This window comes from Xanthomonas euvesicatoria (assembly GCF_013112235.1).
Taxonomy (GTDB): Bacteria; Pseudomonadota; Gammaproteobacteria; order Xanthomonadales; family Xanthomonadaceae; genus Xanthomonas; species Xanthomonas euvesicatoria.
The window spans coordinates 730957-755447 of record NZ_JABFFS010000001.1; the positions used below are offsets into that span (position 1 = coordinate 730957).

The 24491-nt window shown below is 67.0% G+C and carries 21 protein-coding genes, 1 other RNA gene and 1 pseudogene; 8 read left to right on the forward strand and 15 right to left on the reverse strand.

The annotated features are described in order from the left end of the window. Positions 1–69 precede the first annotated feature (69 nt). Positions 70–1437, reverse strand: a complete 1368-nt coding sequence (mgtE, locus tag HLH45_RS03205) for a magnesium transporter (protein ID WP_008575115.1) — start codon at positions 1435–1437, stop codon at positions 70–72. Between the two features lie 625 nt (positions 1438–2062). On the opposite strand from mgtE, the gene HLH45_RS03210 reads away from it, so the two are divergent. Together HLH45_RS03210 and HLH45_RS03215 are read left to right on the forward strand one after the other, a co-directional pair. Further along, the gene (locus HLH45_RS03210) at positions 2063–2890 is read left to right on the forward strand and encodes a carbonic anhydrase (protein WP_008575113.1); all 828 of its coding nucleotides are present in this window, start codon (positions 2063–2065) and stop codon (positions 2888–2890) included. Positions 2891–3106: 216 nt separating this feature from the next. After that, positions 3107–4918, forward strand: coding sequence for a monovalent cation:proton antiporter-2 (CPA2) family protein (locus HLH45_RS03215; RefSeq protein ID WP_008575111.1), 1812 nt, complete (start codon positions 3107–3109; stop codon positions 4916–4918). Between the two features lie 104 nt (positions 4919–5022). On the opposite strand, the gene zwf is transcribed toward HLH45_RS03215, so the two are convergent. From zwf to HLH45_RS03235, 5 genes and pseudogenes are all read right to left on the reverse strand, one after another. Then, complete coding sequence (gene zwf, locus HLH45_RS03220) at positions 5023–6873, reverse strand: glucose-6-phosphate dehydrogenase (RefSeq protein WP_008575109.1); 1851 nt, start codon at positions 6871–6873, stop codon at positions 5023–5025. After that, a complete protein-coding gene (locus tag HLH45_RS03225) occupies positions 6870–8669 on the reverse strand; it encodes a glycoside hydrolase family 15 protein (RefSeq protein ID WP_008575107.1) in 1800 nt (599 codons plus the stop codon). Before HLH45_RS03225 ends, zwf begins: the two co-directional genes overlap by 4 nt. 63 nt (positions 8670–8732) lie before the next feature. Continuing rightward, positions 8733–9031, reverse strand: a pseudogene (locus tag HLH45_RS21705) (phosphotyrosine protein phosphatase). Positions 9032–9057: 26 nt separating this feature from the next. Then, complete coding sequence (locus tag HLH45_RS03230; protein ID WP_014091380.1) at positions 9058–12378, reverse strand: ankyrin repeat domain-containing protein; 3321 nt, start codon at positions 12376–12378, stop codon at positions 9058–9060. After that, positions 12371–12631, reverse strand: coding sequence for a YcgL domain-containing protein (locus HLH45_RS03235; RefSeq protein ID WP_005914803.1), 261 nt, complete (start codon positions 12629–12631; stop codon positions 12371–12373). The genes HLH45_RS03230 and HLH45_RS03235 overlap by 8 nt, the downstream gene beginning before the upstream one ends. A 219-nt stretch (positions 12632–12850) precedes the next feature. Here HLH45_RS03235 and HLH45_RS03240 point away from each other — a divergent pair, with 219 nt between their 5' ends. The 5 genes from HLH45_RS03240 to HLH45_RS03260 are packed head-to-tail and all read left to right on the forward strand — an operon-like array spanning position 12851 to position 17746. Next, positions 12851–14050 (forward strand): beta-ketoacyl-[acyl-carrier-protein] synthase family protein, encoded by a 1200-nt coding sequence (locus tag HLH45_RS03240; protein WP_008571172.1) that lies wholly within the window; start codon positions 12851–12853, stop codon positions 14048–14050. Then, entirely contained in the window at positions 14050–14823 is a 774-nt protein-coding gene (locus tag HLH45_RS03245; protein WP_008571171.1) for a beta-ketoacyl synthase chain length factor, read from the forward strand. The genes HLH45_RS03240 and HLH45_RS03245 overlap by 1 nt, the downstream gene beginning before the upstream one ends. After that, the gene (locus HLH45_RS03250; RefSeq protein ID WP_008571170.1) at positions 14820–15641 is read left to right on the forward strand and encodes a glycosyltransferase family 2 protein; all 822 of its coding nucleotides are present in this window, start codon (positions 14820–14822) and stop codon (positions 15639–15641) included. The genes HLH45_RS03245 and HLH45_RS03250 overlap by 4 nt, the downstream gene beginning before the upstream one ends. Next, entirely contained in the window at positions 15638–17260 is a 1623-nt protein-coding gene (locus HLH45_RS03255) for an NAD(P)/FAD-dependent oxidoreductase (RefSeq protein WP_008571169.1), read from the forward strand. Before HLH45_RS03250 ends, HLH45_RS03255 begins: the two co-directional genes overlap by 4 nt. A gap of 24 nt (positions 17261–17284) precedes the next feature. Continuing rightward, positions 17285–17746, forward strand: a complete 462-nt coding sequence (locus HLH45_RS03260; RefSeq protein ID WP_031424760.1) for a hypothetical protein — start codon at positions 17285–17287, stop codon at positions 17744–17746. A 3-nt stretch (positions 17747–17749) separates the two neighbouring features. On the opposite strand, the gene HLH45_RS03265 is transcribed toward HLH45_RS03260, so the two are convergent. Further along, positions 17750–17825: non-coding RNA, sX9 sRNA (locus HLH45_RS03265), on the reverse strand. A gap of 61 nt (positions 17826–17886) precedes the next feature. Continuing rightward, positions 17887–18618, reverse strand: coding sequence for a 3-oxoacyl-ACP reductase FabG (gene fabG / locus HLH45_RS03270; RefSeq protein ID WP_008571168.1), 732 nt, complete (start codon positions 18616–18618; stop codon positions 17887–17889). A 182-nt stretch (positions 18619–18800) separates the two neighbouring features. Here fabG and HLH45_RS03275 point away from each other — a divergent pair, with 182 nt between their 5' ends. Further along, positions 18801–19340, forward strand: a complete 540-nt coding sequence (locus HLH45_RS03275; protein ID WP_008571166.1) for a hypothetical protein — start codon at positions 18801–18803, stop codon at positions 19338–19340. 9 nt (positions 19341–19349) lie between these two features. Here HLH45_RS03275 and HLH45_RS03280 read toward each other — a convergent pair whose 3' ends face one another. From HLH45_RS03280 to HLH45_RS03310, 7 genes are all read right to left on the reverse strand, one after another. Then, positions 19350–19781, reverse strand: a complete 432-nt coding sequence (locus HLH45_RS03280) for a hotdog family protein (protein WP_008571165.1) — start codon at positions 19779–19781, stop codon at positions 19350–19352. Then, on the reverse strand, positions 19768–22134 hold the full coding sequence (locus tag HLH45_RS03285; protein WP_008571164.1) for an MMPL family transporter: 2367 nt from the start codon (positions 22132–22134) through the stop codon (positions 19768–19770). Before HLH45_RS03285 ends, HLH45_RS03280 begins: the two co-directional genes overlap by 14 nt. Continuing rightward, positions 22124–22405 carry a hypothetical protein gene (locus HLH45_RS03290; RefSeq protein ID WP_041469883.1) on the reverse strand — a complete coding sequence of 94 codons (282 nt, stop codon included), beginning with the start codon at positions 22403–22405 and terminating at the stop codon, positions 22124–22126. The genes HLH45_RS03285 and HLH45_RS03290 overlap by 11 nt, the downstream gene beginning before the upstream one ends. Next, complete coding sequence (locus HLH45_RS03295; protein WP_011348969.1) at positions 22341–22568, reverse strand: hypothetical protein; 228 nt, start codon at positions 22566–22568, stop codon at positions 22341–22343. The genes HLH45_RS03290 and HLH45_RS03295 overlap by 65 nt, the downstream gene beginning before the upstream one ends. Before the next feature lie 138 nt (positions 22569–22706). Continuing rightward, positions 22707–23354: a LolA-related protein gene (locus HLH45_RS03300; RefSeq protein ID WP_014091387.1), complete on the reverse strand. Its 648-nt coding sequence runs from the start codon at positions 23352–23354 to the stop codon at positions 22707–22709. Further along, on the reverse strand, positions 23278–24252 hold the full coding sequence (locus HLH45_RS03305; protein WP_008571161.1) for a lysophospholipid acyltransferase family protein: 975 nt from the start codon (positions 24250–24252) through the stop codon (positions 23278–23280). The genes HLH45_RS03300 and HLH45_RS03305 overlap by 77 nt, the downstream gene beginning before the upstream one ends. After that, positions 24249–24476 carry an ApeI family dehydratase gene (locus tag HLH45_RS03310; RefSeq protein ID WP_223866257.1) on the reverse strand — a complete coding sequence of 76 codons (228 nt, stop codon included), beginning with the start codon at positions 24474–24476 and terminating at the stop codon, positions 24249–24251. The genes HLH45_RS03305 and HLH45_RS03310 overlap by 4 nt, the downstream gene beginning before the upstream one ends. Positions 24477–24491: the final 15 nt, after the last annotated feature.

Genomic DNA, 24491 nt, shown 5'->3' on the forward strand with positions numbered 1-24491 from the left:
GTTTCAGGGCATGGGGTGACGGATGCATGCGCACGTGCATGCATCCGTGATTACCCGAGCGCGAGGCCTCTACAACAGCGTGCCGCTCAAGATCAGCGCGGCGATGCTGAAATAGATCACCAGGCCAGTGACATCCACCAGCGTGGCGACGAAGGGCGCCGAGGCGCTGGCCGGGTCGAAGCCGAAGCGTTGCAACACGAACGGCAGCATCGAGCCGGACAGCGAACCGAAGGTGACGATGCCGATCAGCGCCGCGCCGATGGTCAGCGCCACCATCTGCCAGTGCGGGCCATAGTCGTACAGGCCGGCGGTCTGCCAGATGGTGATGCGCACGATCGCCAGCACGCCCAGGATCGCGCCCAGGGTCAGGCCGGTGGGCAGTTCGCGCAGCGCCACTTTCCACCAGTCGCGCAGGCGGATTTCGCGCAGCGCCAGCGAGCGGATCAGCAGCGAGGTGGCCTGCGAGCCGGAATTGCCGCCCGAGCTCATGATCAGCGGGATGAACAAGGTCAGCACCACCGCCTTGGACAGCTCGTCCTCGAAGTGCTGCATCGCGCTGGCGGTGAGCATTTCGCCCAGAAACAGCACGCTCAGCCAGCCGGCGCGTTTCTTGATCATCTGGCCGAAGCCAATCTGCATGTAGGGCTTGTCCAGCGCTTCCATGCCGCCGAACTTGTGCACGTCTTCGGTGGATTCGGCGATGAGCGCATCGAGCACATCGTCCACGGTGACGATGCCGAGCACGTGGCCGCGCGCATCCACCACCGGGATCGCCAGCAGGTCGTGGCGACGGATCAGCCGTGCCACTTCTTCCTGGTCCAGTGCCGGGTCCACGGTGACCGGGGGATTGACCTGCGCCACGTCCAGGATCGGCGCCTCCGACGCGCCGGTGATCAGGCGGCGCATGGTCACCACCTGCTGCAGCACGCGGGTGTGCGGGTCGAGCAGATAAATCGCGTAGACGGTCTCGCGGCTGCGCTCCACTTCGCGGATGTGCTGCAGGGTGCGGCCCACCGTCCAGTCCGACGGCACGGCCACGAACTCGGTGGTCATCAGCGCGCCGGCGGTGTTGGGCGGGTAGCGCATCAGCGCCTGAATCGACAACCGCGCCTCGGCACTGAGCAGCCACAGCAGCGGCTGGCGCTGCTCGGCATCCAGGCCATGGAAGATATCGGTGGCGCGGTCGTCGGCCATCTGGCCAAGCAGCGTGGCGGCCTGCTCGGCCGGCAGCGACGCCACCAGCATGCTGGCATCGCGCAACTCCGGCTGTTCGAGCAATTTCACCGCGCGCAGCAAAGGCAATGCGGCCAGCACCTGCGCCGCGTCGTCGCGGTCGAGGGTGTTGAGATATTCCACCGCGTCGGCCGTGTTGAGTTCGGCCAGGGGTGCGGTCAGTGCATCGACGCCTTCGGCAAGGCGCAGGGTTTGATCGTACATGGTGGTTCGCCTGGTGACGACCGTCGTCGATGACAGCCGGCGAACCTGGGCCTCAGGCGCGCGCCAGCTGGGTCATCGACCCGGGTCTAGGGTGACTGTCGCTGGACATGGGTAAGGGCTCCAAAGGTGCGTACCGACCGGTGATCCGGGCGATGGCGCGGCGCAGTCTGCGCGCCTGAGTCGGCTTGGTCAATGCCCTGCGCGCAGGCCGCTTAAAGCGCGTTATGCACGTTAAGACGAGATGCGTTGGCCGCCAGCGGCACGGAGCGGGCGCCGCGCGGCTTGCCTTGGCGCCAGTCAAGCCGGCCACGTAGTACCCGCTCCGCACCGCTGGCGGCCAACCCTCCGGGAAGCGCCCTGTGGCGTGCCGGCGCAGGGGGGTTGCGCAGCGTTGCGGAAAGGCTGGGACGCTCGCGCGGCGATACGCCAATGCGTGCCGGGCAGGCGGGTTGCCAGGTGCCGATGCACCGCCGAGATGGCGCCGCGCAACCGCCTGTCGCCGCGCCGTGCTGACCGTCACAGTTCATTGCTACAGTCCGCTTCCCGCAGCGCCCGATGCGTTGCTCTTACGCGATGGCATCGGCCATCGCATCCACGCAGTGCGTTTTCCTTCCGGAGTTTGTGCATGCCCGTTTCAAGGTCGCTTCTGTTACGTCGCATCAGCCCGCTGTGCCTGTGCATCGCCGCCGGATGGGGCGCGGTGGGCATGGCGCAAACCGCACTGCCCGAGAGCACGCCGGTGCAGGCGCACGAGACCGCGCCGCACAGCGGGCACGAATGGGGCTATACCGGCCCGGAAGGTGCCGAGCATTGGGCCGAGCTGGCCAAGGAAAATGCGCTGTGCGGCAATGGCCAGCAGAACAGCCCCATCGACCTGAAAGGCGCCATCGACGCCAACCTGGGCACGCTGCTGTTGAGCTACAGCGCGGTGCCGCTGGTCGTGCGCAACACCGGCCATTCCATCCAGCTGGATCTGCACGACGGCGGCACCATGGCGATCGGCGGCAAGCAGTATCAAGCGTTGCAACTGCACTTCCATCACCCCAGCGAGCACCTGTTGAACGGCCGGCGTTTCCCGATGGAGGCGCATCTGGTGCACCAGGGCCCGGACGGCACGCTGGGCGTGCTGGCGATCTTCTTCGAAACCGGCAAGGCCAACCCGGCGTTCCAGCGGGTGCTCGACGCCATGCCCAAGGACAAGGACCAGACCCGGCAGGTCACCAACGCAACGGTGAGTGCCGAGGCGTTTCTTCCGCCGAGCAATCAACGCAGCTTCTATCGCTACGAAGGCTCGCTGACCACGCCGCCGTGCAGCGAAACGGTGGACTGGGTGGTGCTCAGCCAGCCGGTGCAGGTGTCGGAGGCACAGATCAACGCGTTCGAACGCGTGTACCCGTTCAATGCGCGCCCGCTGCAGCCGCTGGATCGGCGTTTTCTGCTTAAAAGCCGCTGATTGCTCGCACGGAGTGTCGACCGTGTGCGGTGCCATGCGCTGCATGCGCACTGACCGTGCAGGCGCAGGCGGTGCCGGACTGATCCGCGCGCGCATCCGCAGATAGGTGCCGGGCCGCATCGCGCAGCCGCGCGTCGTCGCCGTGCAGATGGCACACGCGTGCGCGCAGGCCAACGGAACTGCGCGTCATAATGCGTGCCTCAATGGAGAGTACGCATGCATAGCGGTGGTCTGGAACTGGCCTTGGTGCTGATGCTGGCCGCCATCGTGGCAGTGCCGGTGTTCAAGCGCTTCGGCCTGGGTGCGGTGTTGGCCTACCTGGTCGCCGGCGTGGTGCTCGGGCCCGATGGCGTGGGCGTGGTGCAGGATGCCGAACGCATCAGCGGCGCGGCCGAGATCGGCGTGGTGATGCTGCTGTTCGTGATCGGGCTGGAACTGTCGCCGGCGCGCCTGAAGGTGATGCGCCATTCGGTGTTCGGCGCTGGCGCCACCCAGGTGCTGGTGACGGCGGTGATCCTGGGCGGTTTGTTGATGGCAGCCCAGTTGGGCTGGAAGAGCGCGTTGATCGTCGGCGTGGCGCTGGCGCTCTCCTCCACCGCGGTGGGGCTGCAATTGCTGGCCGAACGCAAGGCGCTGAGCAGCGACTACGGGCGGCTGGCGTTTGCCATCTTGCTGTTCCAGGATCTGATTGCGATCCCGTTGCTGGCGGCCATTCCGCTGCTCGGCGGCAGCAAGAATGCAACGCTTCAATGGCAGGACGTGGCCAAGGCGATGGCGGCCCTGGCGCTGGTGATCGTGTGCGGGCGCTTTGTGTTGCGTCACCTGTTCAACGTGGTGGCGCGCACGCGCATGCCGGAGGTGTTCACCGCCAGCGCCTTGCTGGTGGTGCTGGGCACCGCCTGGATCATGCAGGAGGCCGGATTGAGCGCCAGCCTGGGCGCCTTCATCGCCGGCGTGTTGCTGGCCGATTCAGAATTCCGCCACGAACTGGAATCGCAGATCGAACCGTTCGAAGGCTTGCTGCTGGGCCTGTTCTTCATCTCGGTGGGCATGGGGATCGATCTCCACCGCGTGGTGGCCGAGCCGTGGTTGATCGCAGCAGGCGTGGCGATGTTGCTGGTGGTGAAGTTCTCGCTGCTGGTGGGTATCGGCAGCGTGGCCAAGCTACCGCTGCGCAGCAGCCTGATGCTGGGCAGCGTGCTGTGGCTGGGCGGCGAATTCGCCTTCGTGGTGTTCAACGAAGCCGACCGCGTGGGCCTGCTGGAGCCGGCCAATCACGACCGGCTGGTGGCCATCGTGGGCGTGTCGATGGCACTGACCCCGCTGTTGCTGCTCGGCATGCAGCGCATCCTCAACGGGCCGCTGCGCGTGCGCGCTCCCAAGCCTGATCGCCCGTACGACACCATCGATGCACAGACCCCCAAGGTGCTGGTCGCCGGCATGGGCCGCTTCGGCCAGGTGGTCGCGCGCCTGCTCACCGCACGGCATGTGCCGTTCGTCGCGCTGGAACACAACCCGGACACGGTGGAAGACCTGCGTCGGTTCGGCAGCCAGCTGTATTACGGCGACCCCACCCGCCCCGAGCTGCTGCGCGCTGCCGGTGCCGAGCGCATCAAGGTGTTCGTGATCGCGGTGGACGACCCGGACACCAACATCAAGACGGTGCGGCTGATCCGTCGCCTGTACCCGCAAGCCACCGTGCTGGCGCGTGCGCGCAACCGCCAACATGCCTGGAAACTGATGGACCTGGGCGCAGAACCGTTCCGCGAGGTCTTCGCCTCCAGCCTGGAGCTGAGCGAACGCGTCCTCACCTCGCTCGGCCTGGGCGAAGCCCTCGCACACGATCACGTCAAACGCTTCCGCCAGCACGACGAAGACCTGCTACGCCGCCAGCACCTGGTCTACGACGACGAAGCCAAGGTCATCCAGACCTCGCGCGATGCACGTGCCGACCTGATGAACCTGTTCGAAGCCGACGTCAAGGCGGATGTGGATGGGGAACCTGCACCCACCACGCAGGACCGCTGAGCTCTTCCGAAGGAACGCGCCCGCGCGCGAACAGGCGTTAACGGAAAGCCCGCCGCGCGCGGGCATGCTCCTACATTTGCAGCGAGTGCATGCCGCTCGCATCCTCAGCGGCGTGGCGTACGCGCTGCGGTTCTGCTCACCGATTTCTTCGCTGCACCGTTGCCCGCCGCAGTCTTGCTAACCGTCTTGGCGGCGGTTTTTGCGACCTTGCTGGTGGCGCGTTTGCGCACCGCTTTCTTGGCCGCGCTGCCAGACAACGTCGCCGCATCCTGCGAGGACTTCGCTGTAGCGGCGGACGCGCGTCTGGCAGACGCCCTGGTGACTTTCTTGGCCGGTGCCTTGCCGACCTTGCTTGCCGTCTTCCGGGTGGCGTTCTTCACCGGCGTCGCAGCACCAGCACGCGCTTCTGGGGGGCGGCGTGGTGGGGGTTTGCGGCCGGGGGTGAGGGCGCGCCAGGCGTGGCCGCCGTTCATGGCCAGCAGTGCGTCGGCGGCCGAGGGGCCGGCGCTGCCGGCGGCATAGTTGGGGAAGTCGCTGGCCGGTTGTTTCCAGGCGTCCAGGATCGGCTGCACGATGCGCCAGGCGCCTTCCACCATGGCCGCGTCCTGGAACAGGCCGGCTTCGCCGTTCATGCAGTCCTGCAGCAGGCGTTCGTAGCCCACGGTGTATTCCTTGGGAAACCAGTCGCGATAGCGGAAATCCATGCGTACCGGCGCCAGTGCGACCTGCGCGCCGGGGCGCTTGACGTCGAACTGCAGCGAGATGCCCTCGTCGGGCTGGATATGCAGCACCAGCCAGTCGGGGCCATAGCCGCCCACTTCGGTGCTGCGGAACGGGGCCAGCGGTGCGGGCTTGAAACGGATCGCGATCTCGGTGGTGCGTTCGCGCAGGCGCTTGCCGGTGCGCAGGTAGAACGGCACGCCGGCCCAGCGCCAGGTGTCGACCTGCAGCTTCATCGCCACATAGGTTTCGGTGTCCGAATCCTCGGGCACGGTGTCTTCTTCGCGATAGCCCGGCACCGCATTGCGATTGACCGCGCCGGAGGCATATTGCCCGCGCACCACATCTTCGGGCCTGATCGGGCGCACCGCCTCGATCACTTCGGCGCGACGGCGATGCATCGCCTCGGTAGTGAACGCCGCCGGCGGTTCCATCGCAATCATCGCCAGCAACTGGAACAGATGGTTCGGCACCATGTCGCGCAGGCAGCCGGTGGGGTCGTAAAAGCGTCCGCGCCCTTCCACGCCGATGGTTTCGGCCGCGGTGATCTGCACATGGTCGATGCGGTCGCGATTCCACACCGGCTCGAACAAGCCGTTGGCGAAACGGAACGCGAGAATGTTCTGCACGGTTTCCTTGCCCAGGAAATGATCGATGCGGAACACCTGATCTTCGTGCAGCACCTTGGCAACCGTGGCATTGAGATGCTGGGCGCTGGGCAGATCGTGGCCGAAGGGTTTTTCCACGATTACCCGGCGCCAGCCTTCGCCTTCGTGTTGCCTGACGAGGCCAGCCTCGCCCAGGTTGAGCAATACCGGCTCGAAGAAGCGCGCGGCGGTGGCCAGATAGAACAGCACGTTGCCCTGCGTGCCATAGCGCTTGTGCAGCTTGTCCAGCACGCCGCCCAGCGATCGGTAGGCTCCCTGATCGGTGAAGTCGCCGCGCAGGTAATGCATGCGCTCGCGCAACCAGTCCCAGGTGGCGGTATCGAATTCGTCGGTCTGGAATTCGGCATCGCGACTGCTGAGCAGCTGCGTCATCGACTGCCCCATGTTGGTCCGCCACGCGCGTTCGCTGATGTCGCCATGATCCATGCCGACAATGGCGAACTCATCGCCCAGCGCACCGGAACGGCGCAGGTTGTACAGCGCCGGCATGACCAGGCGCTTGGTCAGATCGCCGCGTGCGCCGAACACCACGATGATGCACGGCGGTGTGGTTGCTTGCTCACTCATGGATGCGTTTCCTTTTCGCCCATGCGTCCATGCAGGCGCAATGCCGCATTGACCAGGGCCACGTGGGAATACCCTTGCGGGAAGTTGCCGAGCATGCGTTTGCTGCGCGGGTCGTATTCTTCGGCGAGCAGACCGACGTCGTTGCACAGCCCGAGCAGGCGTTCGAGCAGCGCACGCGCCTGGTCGGTGCGGCCGAGCAATGCGTAGTTTTCCACCAGCCAGAAACTGCAGGCCAGGAAGGTGCCTTCGCCGGCCGGCAAACCGTCGGCGCTGTCGTCGGCGCGATAGCGCTCGACCAACCCGTCGATGGTCAGATCGCGTGCGATCGCATCGGCGGTGGCGGCGATGCGCGGATCGTCCGGCGGCAGAAAACCCACGATGGGGATCAGCAGCAGCGAAGCGTCCAGCCGGTCCGAGCCATAGCTCTGCACGAAGTGACCGTCCGGATGCACGCCTTTTTCCAGGACTTCGGCTCGAATCTCTTCGGCAATGCGGCCCCAGTGCGCACGCTTTTCTGCGTCTGCATTGGTGATGCCATCGCGCGCGCCGCAGTCGAAGGCCAGCCAGGCCATCACCTTGGAGTGCACGAAGTGGCGGCGCTCGTCGCGGATTTCCCAGATGCCCTCATCGGGTTCGCGCCACAGGGTTTCCAGCGTTTCCAGAATCTTTTCCAGCAGCGACGCAGACGATCCGTCGTCGTCGGACGGCAGGCCCACGCCCTTTTCGCGGGCGTAATGGAACGCGCCGATCAACTCGCCATACACATCGAGCTGGAACTGATCCACCGCGCCGTTGCCGATGCGCACCGGGCCGGAATGTTCATAGCCGGGCAGCCAGTGCGCTTCCCATTCCTGCAAGCGGCGCTCACCGGCAATGCCATACAGCGCCTGCAATTGATCCGGCGAACCGGCAATGGTGCGTTGGACCCAATCGCGGAAGGCTGCCGCTTCGTCGCGGTACCCGGCCTGCAACAACGCGATCAGCGTGAACACCGAATCGCGCAGCCAGCAGTAACGGTAATCCCAGTTGCGCGTGCCGCCCAGATGCTCCGGCAACGAGGCAGTGGGCGCGGCGACAATGCCGCCGGTGGGCAGATAACTCAGCCCCTTCAACACCACCAGCGAGCGGCGCACCTGCTCGGTCCACGGCCCGACATCGGTACAGCGGCGCGCCCAGCCGTGCCAGAACGCGGTGGTGCGTTGCAGTGCCTGTTCGGCGTCGATCAAGGGCGGCGTGGCTTGATGCGAGGCGCCGTGGCTGAGCAGAAACCAGGTGCTTTCGCCCTCACGCAGGGTGAAGTCGGTTTCGGTGCCCATGTCCTGGCCGCGCAGTGTTTGCGGCGAACGCAATGCAAGCTGATCGGGGCCGGCGATGGCGCGGATGCCATCGACGATGCGCGTCACCCATGGCACCGTGCGGCCGTAGTTGAAGCGGAAGGTCAGGCGCATGTGCATCGGCACGCTACCCTGCACGCAGCGCACGATACGCACCAGATGCTGATGGACTTCGCCGTTTTCGCTGGCGACCATGAAGTCGATCAGTTCCACCGTGCCGTTGTCGGTGATCATGCGCGTGCACAGCACCAGGCTATCGTCCTGGTAGGCGCGCTCGCTGCGGAAGTCGGCAGCCGGCGACAACGCCCATTGCCCGTGTTGTTCCTCACCCAGCAACGCAGCGAACACCGCATCGGAATCGAAGCGTGGCAGGCACAGCCAGTCGATGGTGCCGCGATGGTCGACCAGGGCCGCGCTGTGGCAGTTGCCCAGCATTGCGTGGTCCTCGATACGCACGCTCATTGGTTGGGCGCTTCCTTCCGGCGAAAGAACGCGCAGTCTTGCATGGGCCGTGTCGGGATCAGGTTACGACTGCGCCGGTAAACCCAGCAGCGGTGGCACCGTGTGTTCCAGGCGGCGTACCAGTGCCGGGTGCATAGACGCATCCTCGTCGGGACGCTGCAGGCAGATCACCCGGCGGTGGCGTAGGTGCGCGGCGACGCTCCATGACCAGCACCACCTCTGCCTCCTGTAATAGCCCTGGGGTGACCTGCACTTGCGCATCGGCCGCCAGCCGGCCGATTGCGCCCGCACGCCGGGCCAGCGGCGAAGACGCGCTCGGCGGTGAGGCTGCGCAGGCGGGTGCGGCTGCACACGAACGGCACCCGCAGCGGTTACCCGACGCGCTGGTTCAGCGGCCTTCGCGCAGGAAGCGCGCCATCGAAGAGACGCCCGGCAGCGCCGGTTCGAACTGGCCGGCCACGTCGATGAAGCCGCGCATGATGGCGATTTCGCGCGGGGTACGGTTGAGCGCATCGCGGCGGTCGGCATCGGCACCGGCCCGCAGCAGGCGCTGCACCAGCAGCGGCAGGCCGTGCAGTGCAGCCAGATGCAGCGGGCCGAAGCCGCGCTGGTCGGCCACATCCAGCGAGACATCTTCGTCGAGCAGGCGTTCGACGCCGGCCAGCACCACCTGCTCGTCGCAGGAGGTACCCGGTTCGGCACGCGCGCCCAGCAACAGCAGCAACGGGCTGACCCGGCCACCGGCCAGGTAGTCCGGGTCGGCACCGGCCAGCAGCAAGGTGTCCAGCAGGGCCAACAGGCGGTTCTTGTCGCGCGCGGTGAAGCCGTACAACGCCGCGCAATGCAGCGGCGCCAGCCCCTGATTGTCGGTGGCGTGCACGTCGGCCGCGGCGGTGAGCAGGCGCGCCACGATGTCCGGCAGGCCCAATGCGCAGGCCAGCATCAGCACGGTCACCCCGCCCGGCAGGCGGTGTTCGATCTGCGCACCGGCCTGCAGCAAGGCGGCCACGATCTCGGTCTGGCGCATGCTCACGGCCGCCGACAACGGCGTGGCGCCGCTGTTGGCCGCGCGCTGCGGATCGGCGCCGCGGCCGAGCAGATGCGTCACCACGCCAAGATGGCCACCACCGGCGGCACGCAGCAGCGCGGTGCAGCCTTGCGCGTCGACGGCGTCGACGGCGAGGCCGAGATCGATCAGGCGACGCACCGCATCGGTATCGCCGGTCATCGCGGCGGCCGGCACATCCGCTTCGCGCAGCGTGCGGCGCGGCAGCGACCAGATGCGCCAGTCCAGCCAGTCGGCCAGATCGCGGCGGCCGATCGACAGCGCCACGCCCAGCGGGGTCTGCCCGTCGGCAGCGCGCGCTTCCGGCGAGGCGCCCTGCTTGACCAGCAGTTTCAGCGAGGCATCGCGGCCCAGCGCGGTGGCCAGATGCAGCGCGGTCATGCCGTGGCTGTCGCGCGCTTCGCGGTCCACCCCATGTTCCAGCAACCACTGCTGCAGGCGCAGCCAGCCCAGCCGCACCGCCAGCGACAACGGCGGATCGCCGGCAGCCGACGGAGCGAAGGGGTCGGCGCCACGTTCGAGCAGTTCCAGCGCGAACTGTTCCAGCCCGCGCGATGCCGCATCGTGCTGCACGCAGGCACTCAGCAGCCGGGTCAGGCCACCGGCGCCTGCCGGCGAGACGCCATGCCGTAGCAACGCCTGCAGCGCCGGTACCGCCTCCACGCCGCGCGAAAGCAGCGCAAACATCGGGACATCGCCGCAGGCGTCGCGCACTTCGGCATCGGCGCCATGGCGCAGCAGCCAGTCGACCGCCTCGGCGTTCAAGGCCAGATGCGCATCGTGCAGCAGGCCGCCTAGTTCTTCCGGGGCGCATAGCCGCGCCAGCGCGACCAGACCGTCGCGCTGCCCGAGCTGCAGGCCCTCGCGCAGCAGCACCAGCGGCGGGCGATCGGGCAGCACGGCAACGCCAGGCGCCTCGCCCTGCGCGTCGCTGACCGCGGCCGGCAACGGGTAAGCGGGATCGAGCAGCTGCACGATCGCCCAACGTCCGGCCTCGGCGGCCACATCCACCGCGCGGCGACCGTGCGCATCCACGCTGTCGGCAGGTACCTGCAGGTCCAGCAGGCGGCGGATCAGCGCCGGCGACACATTGTCGGCGGCGCAGGCCAGCATCAACGCGTTGCGGCCGTCGCCATCGATGGCCAGCACATCGGCCTTGCGCGCGACCAGGCGTTCGAGCACGGCGCTGCGTGCCTGGCGCGCGGCATCCAGCCACGGCGTGCGGCCCAGCAGATCGCGCGCTTCCAGATTCGCTCCGGCCGACAACAGCGCCTCGACGATGTCGCCGTGGCCGGCCAGCGCGGCTTCGTGCAGCGCACTGCGACGCTGGCGATCGCGCGCATCCACACGCGCCTTGTGCTTGAGCAGCAACTGCACGCCGGCCGGGTCGTCTTCTTCGGTACCGGCTGCCGCCAGCAGCACCGGGGCGCCGCCCTCCGGTTCGGACTGCGCGCCGCGCTCCAGCAGGAATTTGGCCAGCCGCCAGTTGCCGACCTGGCAGGCCATCGCCAACGGCGAATGGCCTTCGTTGTTGAGCGCGTCGAGCTCGGCGGCGGCATCGCGCAACAGCGCGGCCACGCCCGGGTCGGAACTGCGCACGGCGTGATGCAAGGGGGTGTTGCCGTCGTTGTCGCTGGCGCGCGGGTCGGCGCCATTGGCCAGCAAGGTCATCACCGCATCCGGGCGGCCGTGCCAGCTGTCGCGGGTGGCGGCCAGCAAGGGGGTCATGCCGCGATGCGGTTGATTGACGTCGACGCGGCGCACGATCAACTCACGCAGCAGGCGCAGATCCGGCAATACGGCCGCCAGCGCCGGCAGGCTGCGTTGATCGCGCCATTCCGGCAGCGGCAACGCCTGCGGGTCGGCACCGGCCTCGAGCAATTGCAGCGCGCGGTCCACCCGGCCACTGCGCGCGGCCTCGAAGAGTTCGGGCACCAGCTGATGCCGGGCCACCGGTTCCAGCGGGCGCGGTTCGGCGGCGGCTTCGGAGAAGAAATCGGCGGCCTGGCGCGTATGCGGCGCATCGCTGCGCATGGGTGCGGCGGTGCGTTGCAGCAGCAGATGGGCCACCGGCAGCAGCACACCGGCAGCCACCGCCAAGCCCCAGCGCAGGCCGCCGGACAACCAGCCCGGCCAGGCCAGCACCACGGCCAGGGTGCACACTGCCAGCACCAGTGCAGCCGCCAGCAGGCCGCGCCAGGCATGCAATTCCTGCGCGGCCAGCGCCTGCCAGCGTGGCGCCAGCGCGCCGCCGTCGCGTTCCACCTCGCCCCACAACGGCCACGTCCGCCACAGCCCCAGTAAGGCAGCGCTGACTGCGACGCTCAGCGCCAGCGCGGCAGCCAGGCTGCCGCTGTCGCGCAGGGCGGTCAGCGGCCAGCTGATCAGCGCAGCCAGTGCCAGCAGGCCCACGCCCCAGATGGCCAGCAACGGCGGCAGCGCCTGCGCGACCGCGCGCGGCTGGCCCGGCACTGCGCGCGTCCCACGTGCCCACGACACCGCCAGCGCGAACGCCGGCTGCGCCAGCCACAGGCTCAGCGCAGCAACCACGCCGCCAATGCCACCGAGCAGGCAGAGCACCACGCCAGCCGCACCGGCCAGCGTTGCGGCGCGCATCCGTGCGCCACGCACAGGCTCAGTCATGGTCGCACTCGCCTGCGAGCACGATGGTCTTGGGCAATTGCAGATAGAAGCCGTGCTTGCCCAGCGCCTCGCGCACCGTGGCCGCGTCGGCCTGCGCCAGCCGGCGCTCCGGCGTCAACGCCACATCCAGCACGAACGTCAACGGCGCCAGCTGCGCCTGCACGGCGGCAGGAAGACCGGAGAAATCGTCACGTGTGGCGAGATAGACGAAGGTGTCCTGCTTGCGTTGGCTTTTATAGACGTAGGCGTGCATGCGCGCGTGGTCGCGCTCGGAAGAGAGATGTGTCGCGCCGATTGTGTCGCAATTGCGGCGACGGCGAAAGCGCGGCCTGTGCGAAAAATCCCAGCCGCGTCAGCGACATGACGGTGACGTTCAGTTGCGCCGTCCACGGGACCCACGCGCGCCATCGATATACTGACCGCACTTTTTGCCAGCCAGACCATCGTGAGCCAAGCGCAGCATTCGTCCCAGATGGCCCCGGTTGCCGTCACCGCGTTCACTTCCACCACCGCACTCGGTGCCGGGCTTGCCGCCCAGGCCGCCGCGTTGACCGCCCGACGCAGCGGCCTGCGTCGCAACGATTTCGGGCCGCAACCGCTGCTGCCCTGCTGGGTCGGGCGCGTCGATGGCGTTGAAGAGGTTGTGCTGCCCGATTCTCTGCACGCGTGGGATTGCCGCAACAACCGCCTGGCCTGGCTGGCACTGCAGCAGGACGGGATGGCGCAGGCCGTGCAGGCCGCCGCGCAGCGCTACGGCGCCGAGCGGGTAGCGGTGATCATCGGCACCTCCACCTCCAGCATCGGCGCCAGCGAAGAAGCGTATACGCGGCTGGTCGACGACGCCGACGGCGCGCGCTTCCCCGAGGATCTGAATCGCCCGATCGTGCACACCCCGCATTCGCTGGGCGACTTCGTGCAGCACGCCACCGGCCTGCGTGGCCCGTGCGTGACCGTGGCCACGGCCTGTTCGTCCAGCGCCAAGGTGTTCGCCCAGGCGGCGCGGCTGATGGAGGCCGATGTGATCGACGCGGCGCTGGTCGGCGGCGTGGACACCTTGTGCGGCAGCGTGCTGTTCGGCTTCAACTCGCTGCAGGTGGTGGCGCCGGAGATGTGCCAGCCGTTCGACGCGCGCCGGGTCGGCCTGAGCCTGGGCGAGGCCGGCGGCTTTGCGCTGCTCGAACGCCCGGCCGCCGCACCGGATGCCGCGCTGTGGCTGTACGGCTACGGCGAATCCAGCGACGCGCACCATATGTCGGCGCCGCATCCGCAAGGGCTGGGCGCGCAGCTGGCGATGCGCGGTGCGCTCGACCGCGCCGGTCTGGAGCCGGCCGCAGTGGGCTATCTGAATCTGCACGGCACCGCCACGCCGGCCAACGACAGCGTGGAAGCCGCCGCAGTGGCAGCGATCTTCCCCGGCACCTTGCACGCCAGTTCGACCAAGGCCTGGACCGGCCACACCCTGGGCGCGGCCGGCATCGTCGAATCGGTGATCGCACTGCTCGCGCTGCGCGACGAGGTGCTGCCCGGCACGCTCAACAGCGACATCCCCGACCCGGCCTGTGGCCCGCAAATCCGCTTCGACAACGCCCATGCCCGCATCGATTACGCCATGAACAACTCCTTCGGCTTTGGCGGCAACAACTGTTCGCTGCTGTTCGGGCGGGCCCGCTGATGCTGACCGCGACCATCGAAGGGATCGGCTTCTGGACCCAGGGTCTGCCCAACTGGGACGCTGCCAGCGCCTTCGCGCGCGGCGGCGCCCTGCAGGAAACCCCCGCCCGCCCGGCGCCGCAGCTGCTGGCCGCCAACGAACGCCGGCGTGCGCCGGATACGGTGGCCGTGTCGCTGGAAGCCGCGCTGGCCGCCTGTAACGCCGCAGGCCGCGACCCGGCCAGCCTGCCGTCGATCTTTACCTCGACCTACGGCGACCTGGCCATCTCCGACTACATGTGCACCACGCTGGCCAGCGATCCGTTGGCGATTTCGCCAACCAAGTTCCACAACTCGGTGCACAACGCCGCCGCCGGCTACTGGACCATCGGCGCCGGTGCGATGACCCCGGCCACGGCGATGAGCGCCAGCCTGGGCAGCTTTGCGCAGGGCCTGCTGGAAGCGCTGGTGCAACGCGCTGCCGGCGCCCAGGCCGTGCTGCTGGCCAGCTACGACGCCCGCTCGGTCGGGCCGCTCGGGCGTGTCGCCCCCAGCCAGGGGCTGCTGGGTAGCGCGCTGGTGCTGGGCGTCCCCGGCCAGGCCGGCAAGCCGCGGCTGCACGCACATCTGGACGACGGCGCGCCCTCGCCCGGCGATGGCGCGCTGGCGCGCCACATCGCCGGCAATGCAATGGCGCCGATGCTGCCGCTGCTGGACCTGTTGGCCGGCAATGGCGGCAGCGTGGCGCTGTATGCCACGCCGGGCCGGGTGCTGCGCGTGGAGGTCCGGCAATGAGCCGGCAACCGCTGAGCCGCGAGGACACCGCCATCCTGGTGCCGGCCTTGAACGAGGCGCTGCGCATCCGCGAAGTGGTCACCGACGCGCTGACCTATTGCGCGCACGTCATCGTGATCGACGACGGCTCCGACGACGGCACCGCCGAGTGCATCGCCGGCATGCCGGTCACGCTGATCCGTCACCCGCAGCGCATGGGCAAGGGCGCGGCACTGCGCAGTGGCTTTGCCGAAGCACAGCGGCTTGGCATGCGCGCGGTGATGACCATGGACGGCGATGGCCAGCACAAGGCGGCCGATTTCCCGCGCCTGCTGGCCGCCGCCAACCGCCACCCAGGCTGCGTGATCATCGGTGCGCGCATGCGCAAGCGCGCCACCCAGCCCACCATCCGCCGCATCGGCAATGATTTCGGCGACTGGGGCATTGCCTGGGGGTGCGGCTTCGGCCTGATCGACAGCCAAAGCGGCCAACGCTTGTATCCGGCCTCGGTGTTCACCCTGCCCAACGTGCCCGGCGAGGGCTTCGTGTTCGAAGCGCAGCTGCTGATTTCGGCCGCGCGCCAGGCTGGCGCGCGCGTGGTCGCCGTGCCGATCGAGACCCGCTACGCCGGTACCTCGCCTGGCACCTTCCGCAAGAGCCATTTCCGGCTGGTGCGCGACCTGTGGAATATCACCTCGCACGTGGTCAAACAGGTCTGGGCATACGGCCATGTGTGGCGCGAATATCGCCGCGTGCGCGCCAACCCGGTGATCGTTGACGATCCCGATGGCGAATTTGCTACTGTCCCCGCGGTCACCAAGAGCAATCACTCCTCATGAATGCACAGCGCGCCGATGTCGTGATCACCGGGGGCGGCCTGGCTGGCCTGAGCCTGGCCCTGCAACTGAAGCAGCGCGATCCGCAGCTTGCCATCACCGTGCTGGAACGGCGCGCGCATCCGGTCCGCGAGGCCGCGTTCAAGGTCGGCGAATCCACGGTGGAAATCGGCGCGCATTATTTTGCCGACGTACTGGGCCTGCGCGAGCATCTGGAGACCGAGCAGATCCGCAAGTTCGGTTTCCGGTTCTTCTTCTCCGACCAACGCCACGACATCGACCGCTGCACCGAACTGGGCGTGAGCAAGATCCTGCCCACGCCGTCGTGGCAGATCGACCGCGGCCGCTTCGAAAATTTTCTGGGCGAACGCGCGCGTGCCCAGGGCATTGCCTTCATCGACAGCTGCAGCGTCAAGGGCGTGGACCTGTCCGAAGACGACAGCGACCACGCCGTGCGCTTCGAACGCGACGGCACGCCAGGCACGCTGGGTGCGCGCTGGGTGGTGGATGCCAGCGGACGTGCCGGCCTGCTCAAGCGCAAGCTCGGCCTGGCGCAGGACAACGCGCACAACGCCAATGCAGTGTGGTGGCGCGTGGAAGGCCTGATCGACCCCAACGGCTGGTCGCAGGACAGCAGCTGGCTGCAACGCTGCACGCCGCCGGACCGCTGGCGTTCGACCAATCACATGTGCGGGCCGGGCTACTGGTTCTGGCTGATCCCACTGTCGTCGGGTGCGCATTCGCTGGGCATCGTCTGCGATGCAGACCTGCATCCGCTGGAGAGCATGAACACCCACGAGAAGGCGATGACCTGGCTGCGCACGCATCAGCCGCAGGTGGCCGCCACGCTCGACCAGGCCGATTACCGGCTGCAGGACTTTCTGTTCCTGCGCAACTTCTCGTATGGCTGCAAGCAGGTGTTCTCGTCGCAGCGCTGGGCACTGACCGGCGAAGCGGGCGTATTCCTGGACCCGTTCTATTCGCCGGGCAGCGACTTTATCGCCATCTCCAACACCTACATCTGCGAATTGATCGGCCGCGACCGCGCCGGCAAGTCGCTCAGCCCGTACGTGGAGCTGTACCAGCAGCTGTATTTCTCGTTCTACGAAAACACGCTGACGCTGTATCAGGATCAGTACGCGCTGTTCGGCGACGAGCAGGTGATGCCGGTCAAGGTGATCTGGGATTACACCTATTACTGGTCGTTGCTGGCACCGCTGTTCTGCAGCGGGCGCATCGCCCATCTCAGCCTGCTCTCGCGCATGAAGAACGACTTCCTGCACGCGCGCGACATGAACCTGGCAATGCAGCAGGTGCTGCATGCATGGGGCGTGCGCAATACCGCCCAGGGCATCGCCGCCGGTAGCGGACGGCTGCTGGACCAATACCTGATCGGCTGGTTCAACGAACTCAATGGCGCCTTGAACGACACACTCGACGATGATGCGTTTGTCGCACGCATCCACGGCAATGTCGCGCAGATGGCGGTCCTGGCGCGCGAGATCCTGCAACAGGCACGTCAACGCTACCCCGACCTCCCGGACTACGGCCTGGAGGCATTGACTGCCGGTGCCAACGGCGAAGCGATTCTTACCGCAACCTGGTACGCCGACGCGGCGTGAGGCCTACAGAATTAGGTGTGCGCCATGAAACTTACCTGTTTCGCTATATCGATTGCGCTTAGCACACCGACTTATGCTGCGGAGATTGCCTCATGCTCAAATCCCGCAGGAAAAGGCTACTACGCCGAAACAGGCATCATCACGGCAAAAGACAGCGGCTGGAACGATGAAAGGATCACAGGCGGTCTGACCAAGCTCTCAAAGCAGGGGGACGATTACGATCTGATTTATGTAGATGTTCGCCAGGAGATAGTGTCAGCTCGTGAGGAAGGAGCACGGATAATGCTTCTGAGCCGAGGCATCAGTTCGTTATCCGTTCTGGTTGTTTATCCAGGGAAGACGGCCGAGGTTTACACCTTTCTCAAGACATCCTCAGGAAAGCTGGAATACATCCACACGCTTAGTCGTGCTGGTGATGAGGTCCTCATTACCAAGGCATCCGTGATGCGCGGGGAATGTCGCTACATCAACTTCGATGCAATTTAGGGCGGCTACCAAAACGTAGCGAGCAGTCGCCAGGTGGGCGTGGACGGCGCACAGGAACCGGAGTGTACGAGTTGTACATGAGGATTCCGAGCACCGGCCGCGCCCGCCTGGCGGCTGCGCAGTAGTTTTGGTAGTCGCCCTCAGCCCATCCCACCATTGACGCCGATCACCTGGCCATTGATGTAACCGGCCGCGTCCGAGCACAAAAAGGCGACCAGCGCGGCCACTTCATCGGGCTTGCCGACGCGGCCGGCCGGCACCAATTGCTTGATCACCTCCGGCGCGAAACTGTCGCCAACCATGTCGCTATCGATCACACCCGGCGCGACCACATTCACTGCGATACCGCGGCTGGCCATTTCGCGCGAGAGCGACTTGCTGGCGCCGTGCAACGCCGCCTTGGCGGCGGCGTAGTTGGTCTGCCCGCGGTTACCCAGCACGGCCGCCACCGACGACACGCTGACGATGCGGCCCCAACGCGTGCGCGCCATCGGCAGCAGCAACGGCTGGGTGACATTGAAAAAACCGTGCAGCGACACGTCGATGACGCGGTGCCACTGCTCGGCATTCATGCCTGCCATCGGCGCGTCGTCATGGATGCCCGCGTTGTTGACCACGATCTGGATCGGGTCAGCGTCCAGCAAGCTCTCCAGCGCCGCCGAACTTGCCTGCGCGTCGGCCACATCGAAGGCCACTGCCTGTGCGCTGCCGCCATCGGCCACGATCGCGGCAACCACCTCGTCCGCACGCGCCAGATTGCGATTGGCGTGCACGATGACATGCCGGCCCTGCGCAGCCAGGTGGCGGCAGATCGCACCGCCAAGATCGCCGCTGCCGCCGGTAACAAGTGCGCGTCTTGCAGCTGAGTTCATAAGCCACGAACCATATGAGCAGATAAGGAGCGTTATCGTAGATCAAGCTGCCCGTTGAAGGACGGACTCTTGGTACTTCTCGCGTATTTGCCTGACCATGCCGCAAATCCGATCGCTGCCGCTTGAGCGCTTTCGAATCCGGCTGGTAGCTTTCGAACACGGGCGGCGATGAACGAAACGAGATGAATGCAGTGAACTTGGCGGGCCTTGGCAAGCAAGGCGAGGACGCGATGAATGCATGGCTGCAGCTGCATGGCTTCAGCTATGTGGCCATTTGCCAAGCGCCGGACACCTTCGCGCCGTTGTTCGGCACAGCGGTCAAACGGCCGGATTTCCTGCTGCTGCTGGAGTCGATCGGCTTGATCGCCATCGACGTCAAGAACCGCAACAGGTACAAGAAAACCTGTTACAGCCTGCCCTATGAGGATGAACTCAGACGCGCGGTGGCGTTTGAGCGGCTGTTCCGCATTCCGGTCTGGTACGCCTATTTCAATCGCGAAGACGCTGGCCAGTCCTTCCATTGGATCAGCGCCTTGAAGGCACTCGAAGTCGGCGAGATCAAGACGCCGCACGATGGCAGTGCGGAATTCCTGTCGATCGGTCTGGAGCATTTCGAGCATCTGCACAGCGGCAGTGACATCGCGCGGCTGTATGCGCACCGCCTGCCCGGCGTCGGCAATCTGAGCGCGCTCATCGCGGCGAAGACACCCGTCAATCCCTGAGCGCAGGCCTCAGGCGGCACCCAGCATCACGGTGGCGCGTCCTTCGGCAAGCAATTGCTCGCCATGGGTCAGGCGAAAACTGTATTGCTGGCTGTCGTCGCCCTGCATCAACACCTGCGCCTGGCAGTGGATCGCATCCGGCAAGGTGTCCAGATACACCACGTGCAATTCCACGCTACGCAGCGCGACCAGCATGCCCGGGCGTACCGGCATGCCGGATTGGCGACCCAGCAATCCGCCATGCACGGCCATGGCCTGCGCGCCGTACTCGCACAGATGCAGCGCGCGCAAACGCCCGTTGCACCGCAGCGGATGCGTATCGCTGCGGTGTGCGTAACTGCGCAGCACAATGCGCTGTGCATCCCACTCAATCACTTCTTCCCACAGGCACATGCTGCCCTGGTGCGGAATCAGCGCAGCGATTGCGTCACGTCCCTGCATGCGGCTCTCCGTTCGCGGTGCGTTCCAGCGCCGGTTCGCGCGACACCAGCAAGGCCAGAATGAAATTGAACAACACGCCCAGCGCCACCGTGCTGCCGATGGCACGCAAGACCGGGATACTGGAAGCGGCCAACAGCGCAAACACCAGCAGTGTCATCAGGCTGCAGACGATCAACGCGTGCAGCGTACGCAGCTGGTCGGCGTGATCGTCGCCGGCATGATCGAAGAACAGCGCGTAATCCAGGCCCAGACCGGCGGCCAGGATCAGCGCGATCAGATGGAACAGATTGAGCTCCACCCCGGTGCCGCGCAGGATCGCCAGGATCAGCACCGTGGTCAGTGCCATCGGCAGCAGCACCCGCACGATGCGGCGCGGGCTGCGCAATGCAATCGCCACGGTCACCGCCAGCAGCAATGCGGCAAGGACCAGCGCACCGAGCACGCGTCCGCGGTAGGCGGCCACCAACGATTCGGAGGCGTCCTTCAGATCCAGCAATTGCGCGCCGCTGCCCTGCACGGCGGCCGCCAACACCGCCGGATCGCGCAGGCCGGTCAACGACACCAATGCGGTGCTGCGATCGCCACGGCCGAGCAGCAGGCCACCGACCGACGTGGCCAGCGGCGAGCCGCTCAGATCCTTCGGCAGCAGCGGTGCGGCGCGCTTGGCGGCGTCCAGATCCTGCAGGAACGGCGCAAACGCATCGCTGCGGAATGGCGTGGTGGCCACGGCGCGCTCGGTCAGCGCGCGCGCCTGGGCGGCATCGGGCAATGCGGCCTGTCGCGCACGCTGGGTCTTGGCACTGGGCAGATAGCGTGCCGCCATGTCGTAACCGAGCAACACACCATCGCGCACCAGCGCATCCAGACGCGGGCGCAACTGCTCGCTGGCCTGCAATGCCGCTTCATCGCTGGCTGCCGGCAGCGCCAGCACGTAACGCACATCCGGCGCGCCCAGCTCCTGACGCAGATGGGTGTCCTGCGCCAAGGCCTTGGGTGGCACCGGGGTCAGCTTCGACAGATCGTTCTGCCAGAATTGCCCGGGCGCGAACACGATCACCGCAATGCCGATCACGGCCATCACCGCCAGGCTGATGCGTGGCCGCGGCAGGCGCGCAATGCCACGCCACAGCACCGCCAGCAGGCGCGAGTCCGCGTAGTCGCGCGGGGCCGGATCGATCAAGGCCGGCAACAGCCAGCGCGTGGTGACCGCGGCGGTGGCAAGTCCGGCGATGGTGAACACCGCCAACTGCCGCAGGCCGTCCACGCCGGAAAACAGGAAGGTCACATAGGCAATGCAGGTGGAGACCACGCCGGTGGCCAACGTCGGCCACAGGTGCCGTGCGTTCTCGCGCGGATCCAGACCGGGGCGCTGATGACTGAACAGGTGGATCGGGTAATCCTGCACCACGCCGATCAGCGTGAAGCCGAATGCCACGGTGATGCCGTGCACGCCGTCGAACAGCAGTGCCACCGCACCCAGGCCGGCCAGACCGGCGCTGGCCAGCGGCAGCACGCCAAGCACCGGAATCTTCCAGCTGCGGTAGGCCACCAGCAGCAACAGCACCAGGCCCACCGTATCCAGCGTGCCGATCCACTGCGCCTCGCCCTGCGTGCGCGCGGTGATTTCCACCGCGAATGCGCCCGGCCCGGTCAGCGTCAGCCGGGTGGCGGTGCCCTTGCTGACCTTCGCGAACGCCGCTTGCACGGCGTCGTAGGCCAGTTGCTGGCCGGTGGGGTCGAAGCCTGCCGCGCGGGTCTGCACGATCAACAGCGCCGAAGTGCCGGCGCGATCGAACCACACGTCATTGCGCGTGCGCGGCATCGCTGCCGGCTGCAGGGTTTCGGCCAGATGCAGGATTTCCATCGTGGGGTCGCGCGGCAGCAATGGCTCCACCATGGCCGCCGCCGGCGAGCCCAGATCCTGCACGCGCGCCTGCAACGCCGCTTCCAGCGTCGGCGCGTCGAGCGGGGTCTTGTCGAAGCTGTCGCTGAGCAGATAGCGGTACGGCAGCAAGCGCTTGGGAATCGCCTCCAACCCGGCATTGCCGCCGTTGCTGACCAGTTCGAACAGCTCCGGCTGCGCGGACAGCGCCTGGTGCAGTTGCTGCGACTGCTCGGCCAAGGTGACCGGATCGTTGTTGGACAACGCCATCAGCAGCAACCGCGATCCAGGGCCTTCGCCGAGTTCTTCGATCAGCAGTTTTTGCGCCGGCGTGCGTGGGGCGGGCATGAACTTGCGCAAGTCCCCAGTGACCTTGAGCGTCTCACTCAACCAGAAGCCAGCCACTGCCAGCAAGGCCAGCCAAAACAGCGCAAGGCCGATGCGGCGGTTTGCGTTCAATTCAAGCGCCATGGCATGCATATCCTGCTGCAGCGGCCGAACGCCCGCCGGCCGCGCGCGCGGCATCGGGCTGCAACGACGCGTTGTTTTTCCTGAGGGCGGGCATGAACTTGCGCAAGTCCCCAGTGACCTTGAGCGTCTCGCTCAACCAGAAGCCAGCCACCGCCAGCAGGGCCAGCCAAAACAGCGCAAGGCCGATGCGGCGGTTTGCGTTCAATTCAAGCGCCATGGCATGCATATCCTGCTGCAGCGGCCGAACGCCCGCCGGCCGCGCGCGCGGCATCGGGCTGCAACGACGCGTTGTTTTTCCTGAGGGCGGGCATGAACTTGCGCAGATCGCCAGTGACCTTGAGCGTCTCGCTCAACCAGAATCCGGCCACCGCCAGCAGGGCCAGCCAAAACAGCGCCAGGCCGATGCGGCGGTTTGCGTTCAATTCAAGCGCCATGGCATGCATATCCTGCTGCAGCGGCCGAACGCCCGCCGGCCGCACGCGCGACATCGGTCGTTATTGGCAACGTGCGGGTTTCAGCTGCGAAGGGTGTGATGTGTTTAGAGACGACCGGCGCAACCATCCCGCGCGCGGTCACGCGCCCGAACCGTGGCAGAGCGCGGTCAGCGCGGCGGCATCGGTCACGCCGGCGGCCGCGCGCGCGGCACCGGCCAGCAGGGTGCGCTGCATGTCGCCCTTGGCGGGCACGCTTTCGATACACCGCAGTTCGTCGTTGCCTCCGTACAGGCGCAATTCGTGCACCTGCTTGGCCACGGCAGCGTCCTTGGGCTGCAGCGTCAGCTGCCAGGCCTGCGGCTGGCCCTGCCCACTGACGCGGTAGTGCTGCTCCAGCAGCGCGCGGTCGCCGGACAGCAACGCGCCGAAGCCGGACTTCAAACCGGCCAGCTCGGGCACGCGGCTCAACGAGAAACGGCGTGGCGATTTGCCTTCGCGTTCCAGCACGCCTTCGTCGCCGGTCAGCGTGGTGGTTTCGTGGTACGGCGCACTGACCTCGCGCACCAGGGTCTGCGCGTCCGGGCGACGGTAGTGTCCTTCCACGCGCAACGGCGTCTTCAGCAAGGCCGAGCCGCGCAATTCGACGAATTCGGTGTTGACCGGTGCGGGGCGCGCCAGGCGCTGCAGCACCTGCCCGACGTCCAGCGTCTCAGGCGGTGCGGCGCATAGCGGTGCGGCGCTGAACAGCAGTATCAGCATCCACGGCAGGGTGCGGCACATCGGCATGGTGGGTGTTCCAGAAATCGTAGAAGTTGAACCAGTTGTACGGCGCGTAGCAGGTGTAATGTTCCAGCCTGGCAGCGTAATCGCGCATGAGTACCGCAAGCACCGGGGCGCGCTGACGACGCGGCACGTCCAGGCCCTCGCTGAAGGTTTCGAACGCCAGCTCGTAGTGATTGCCGCCGTGATACAGGCCGAACGCCAGCACCACCGGCACCTTGAGCGCCGCGGCGATCAACCACGGCGAGGTCGGGAACATCGCATTGCGACCCAGGAACATCGCCGGCAGCGCCGGGTCGCCTTCGCGCGGACGATCGATCAGCAGCGCCACCAGCGCACCGGCATCGGTGGCTTCCTTGATCGCCATGACGATCGAGGTCGCATCCATGCCGGCGTCGATGATGTTGGCGGCCAGCTGCGGGTTGAGCGCCCCCAGCAGGTCGGTCATGGCGCGGTTGTGCGCCTTGTCCAGCACCACCTTGACCTGCACGTCCGGGCGCTCGGTGGCCAGCACGCGCAGCGCATCGAAGCTGCCCAGGTGCGAGCCGAAGATCAGCACGCCGCGGCCGCGGTCCATTTGCGTGTGCAGTTGATCCAGGCCGGTGATGTCCACGCGGAAACGCTGCATCTGCCCGCACAGCATGTACACCCGGTCCAGGATGGTCGAGGCGAAGGTATGGATGTGCCGCGCCACATCGCGCAGCGTGGCTGGGCGGCCCAGCACCCGCGCCAGGTAGGCACGCGAGGCGGCGCGCTCGGGGCCACGCACCAGCAGGAAGTACAGCGTGATCGGATACAGCAGCGCACGCCCCACCGCACGTCCGGCGTGCCGTGCAATGCCGCGGATCAGCCACAACGCAAAGCGCCCGCCACCTTCCGGACGCTGTTTCCAGTGCTTGCTCATGCCGCCGCCTCGGCCACCAGTTCGCCGCTGACCAGCAACGCCTCGGCGCGCTGCACGCGGAAGCGCCAGCGCGGGCCATCGCCTTCCAGCGTGACCGAGGCGGTCTGGCCGGGCAGCAAGGGCTGCACGAATTTCACCTGCGGCAGGCGCATGGCCGCGCGCGGACCATGCAGGGCTTCCACCGCCTGCAGCACATGGTCGAGCACGACTACGCCAGGCACCACGGGACGGCCCGGGAA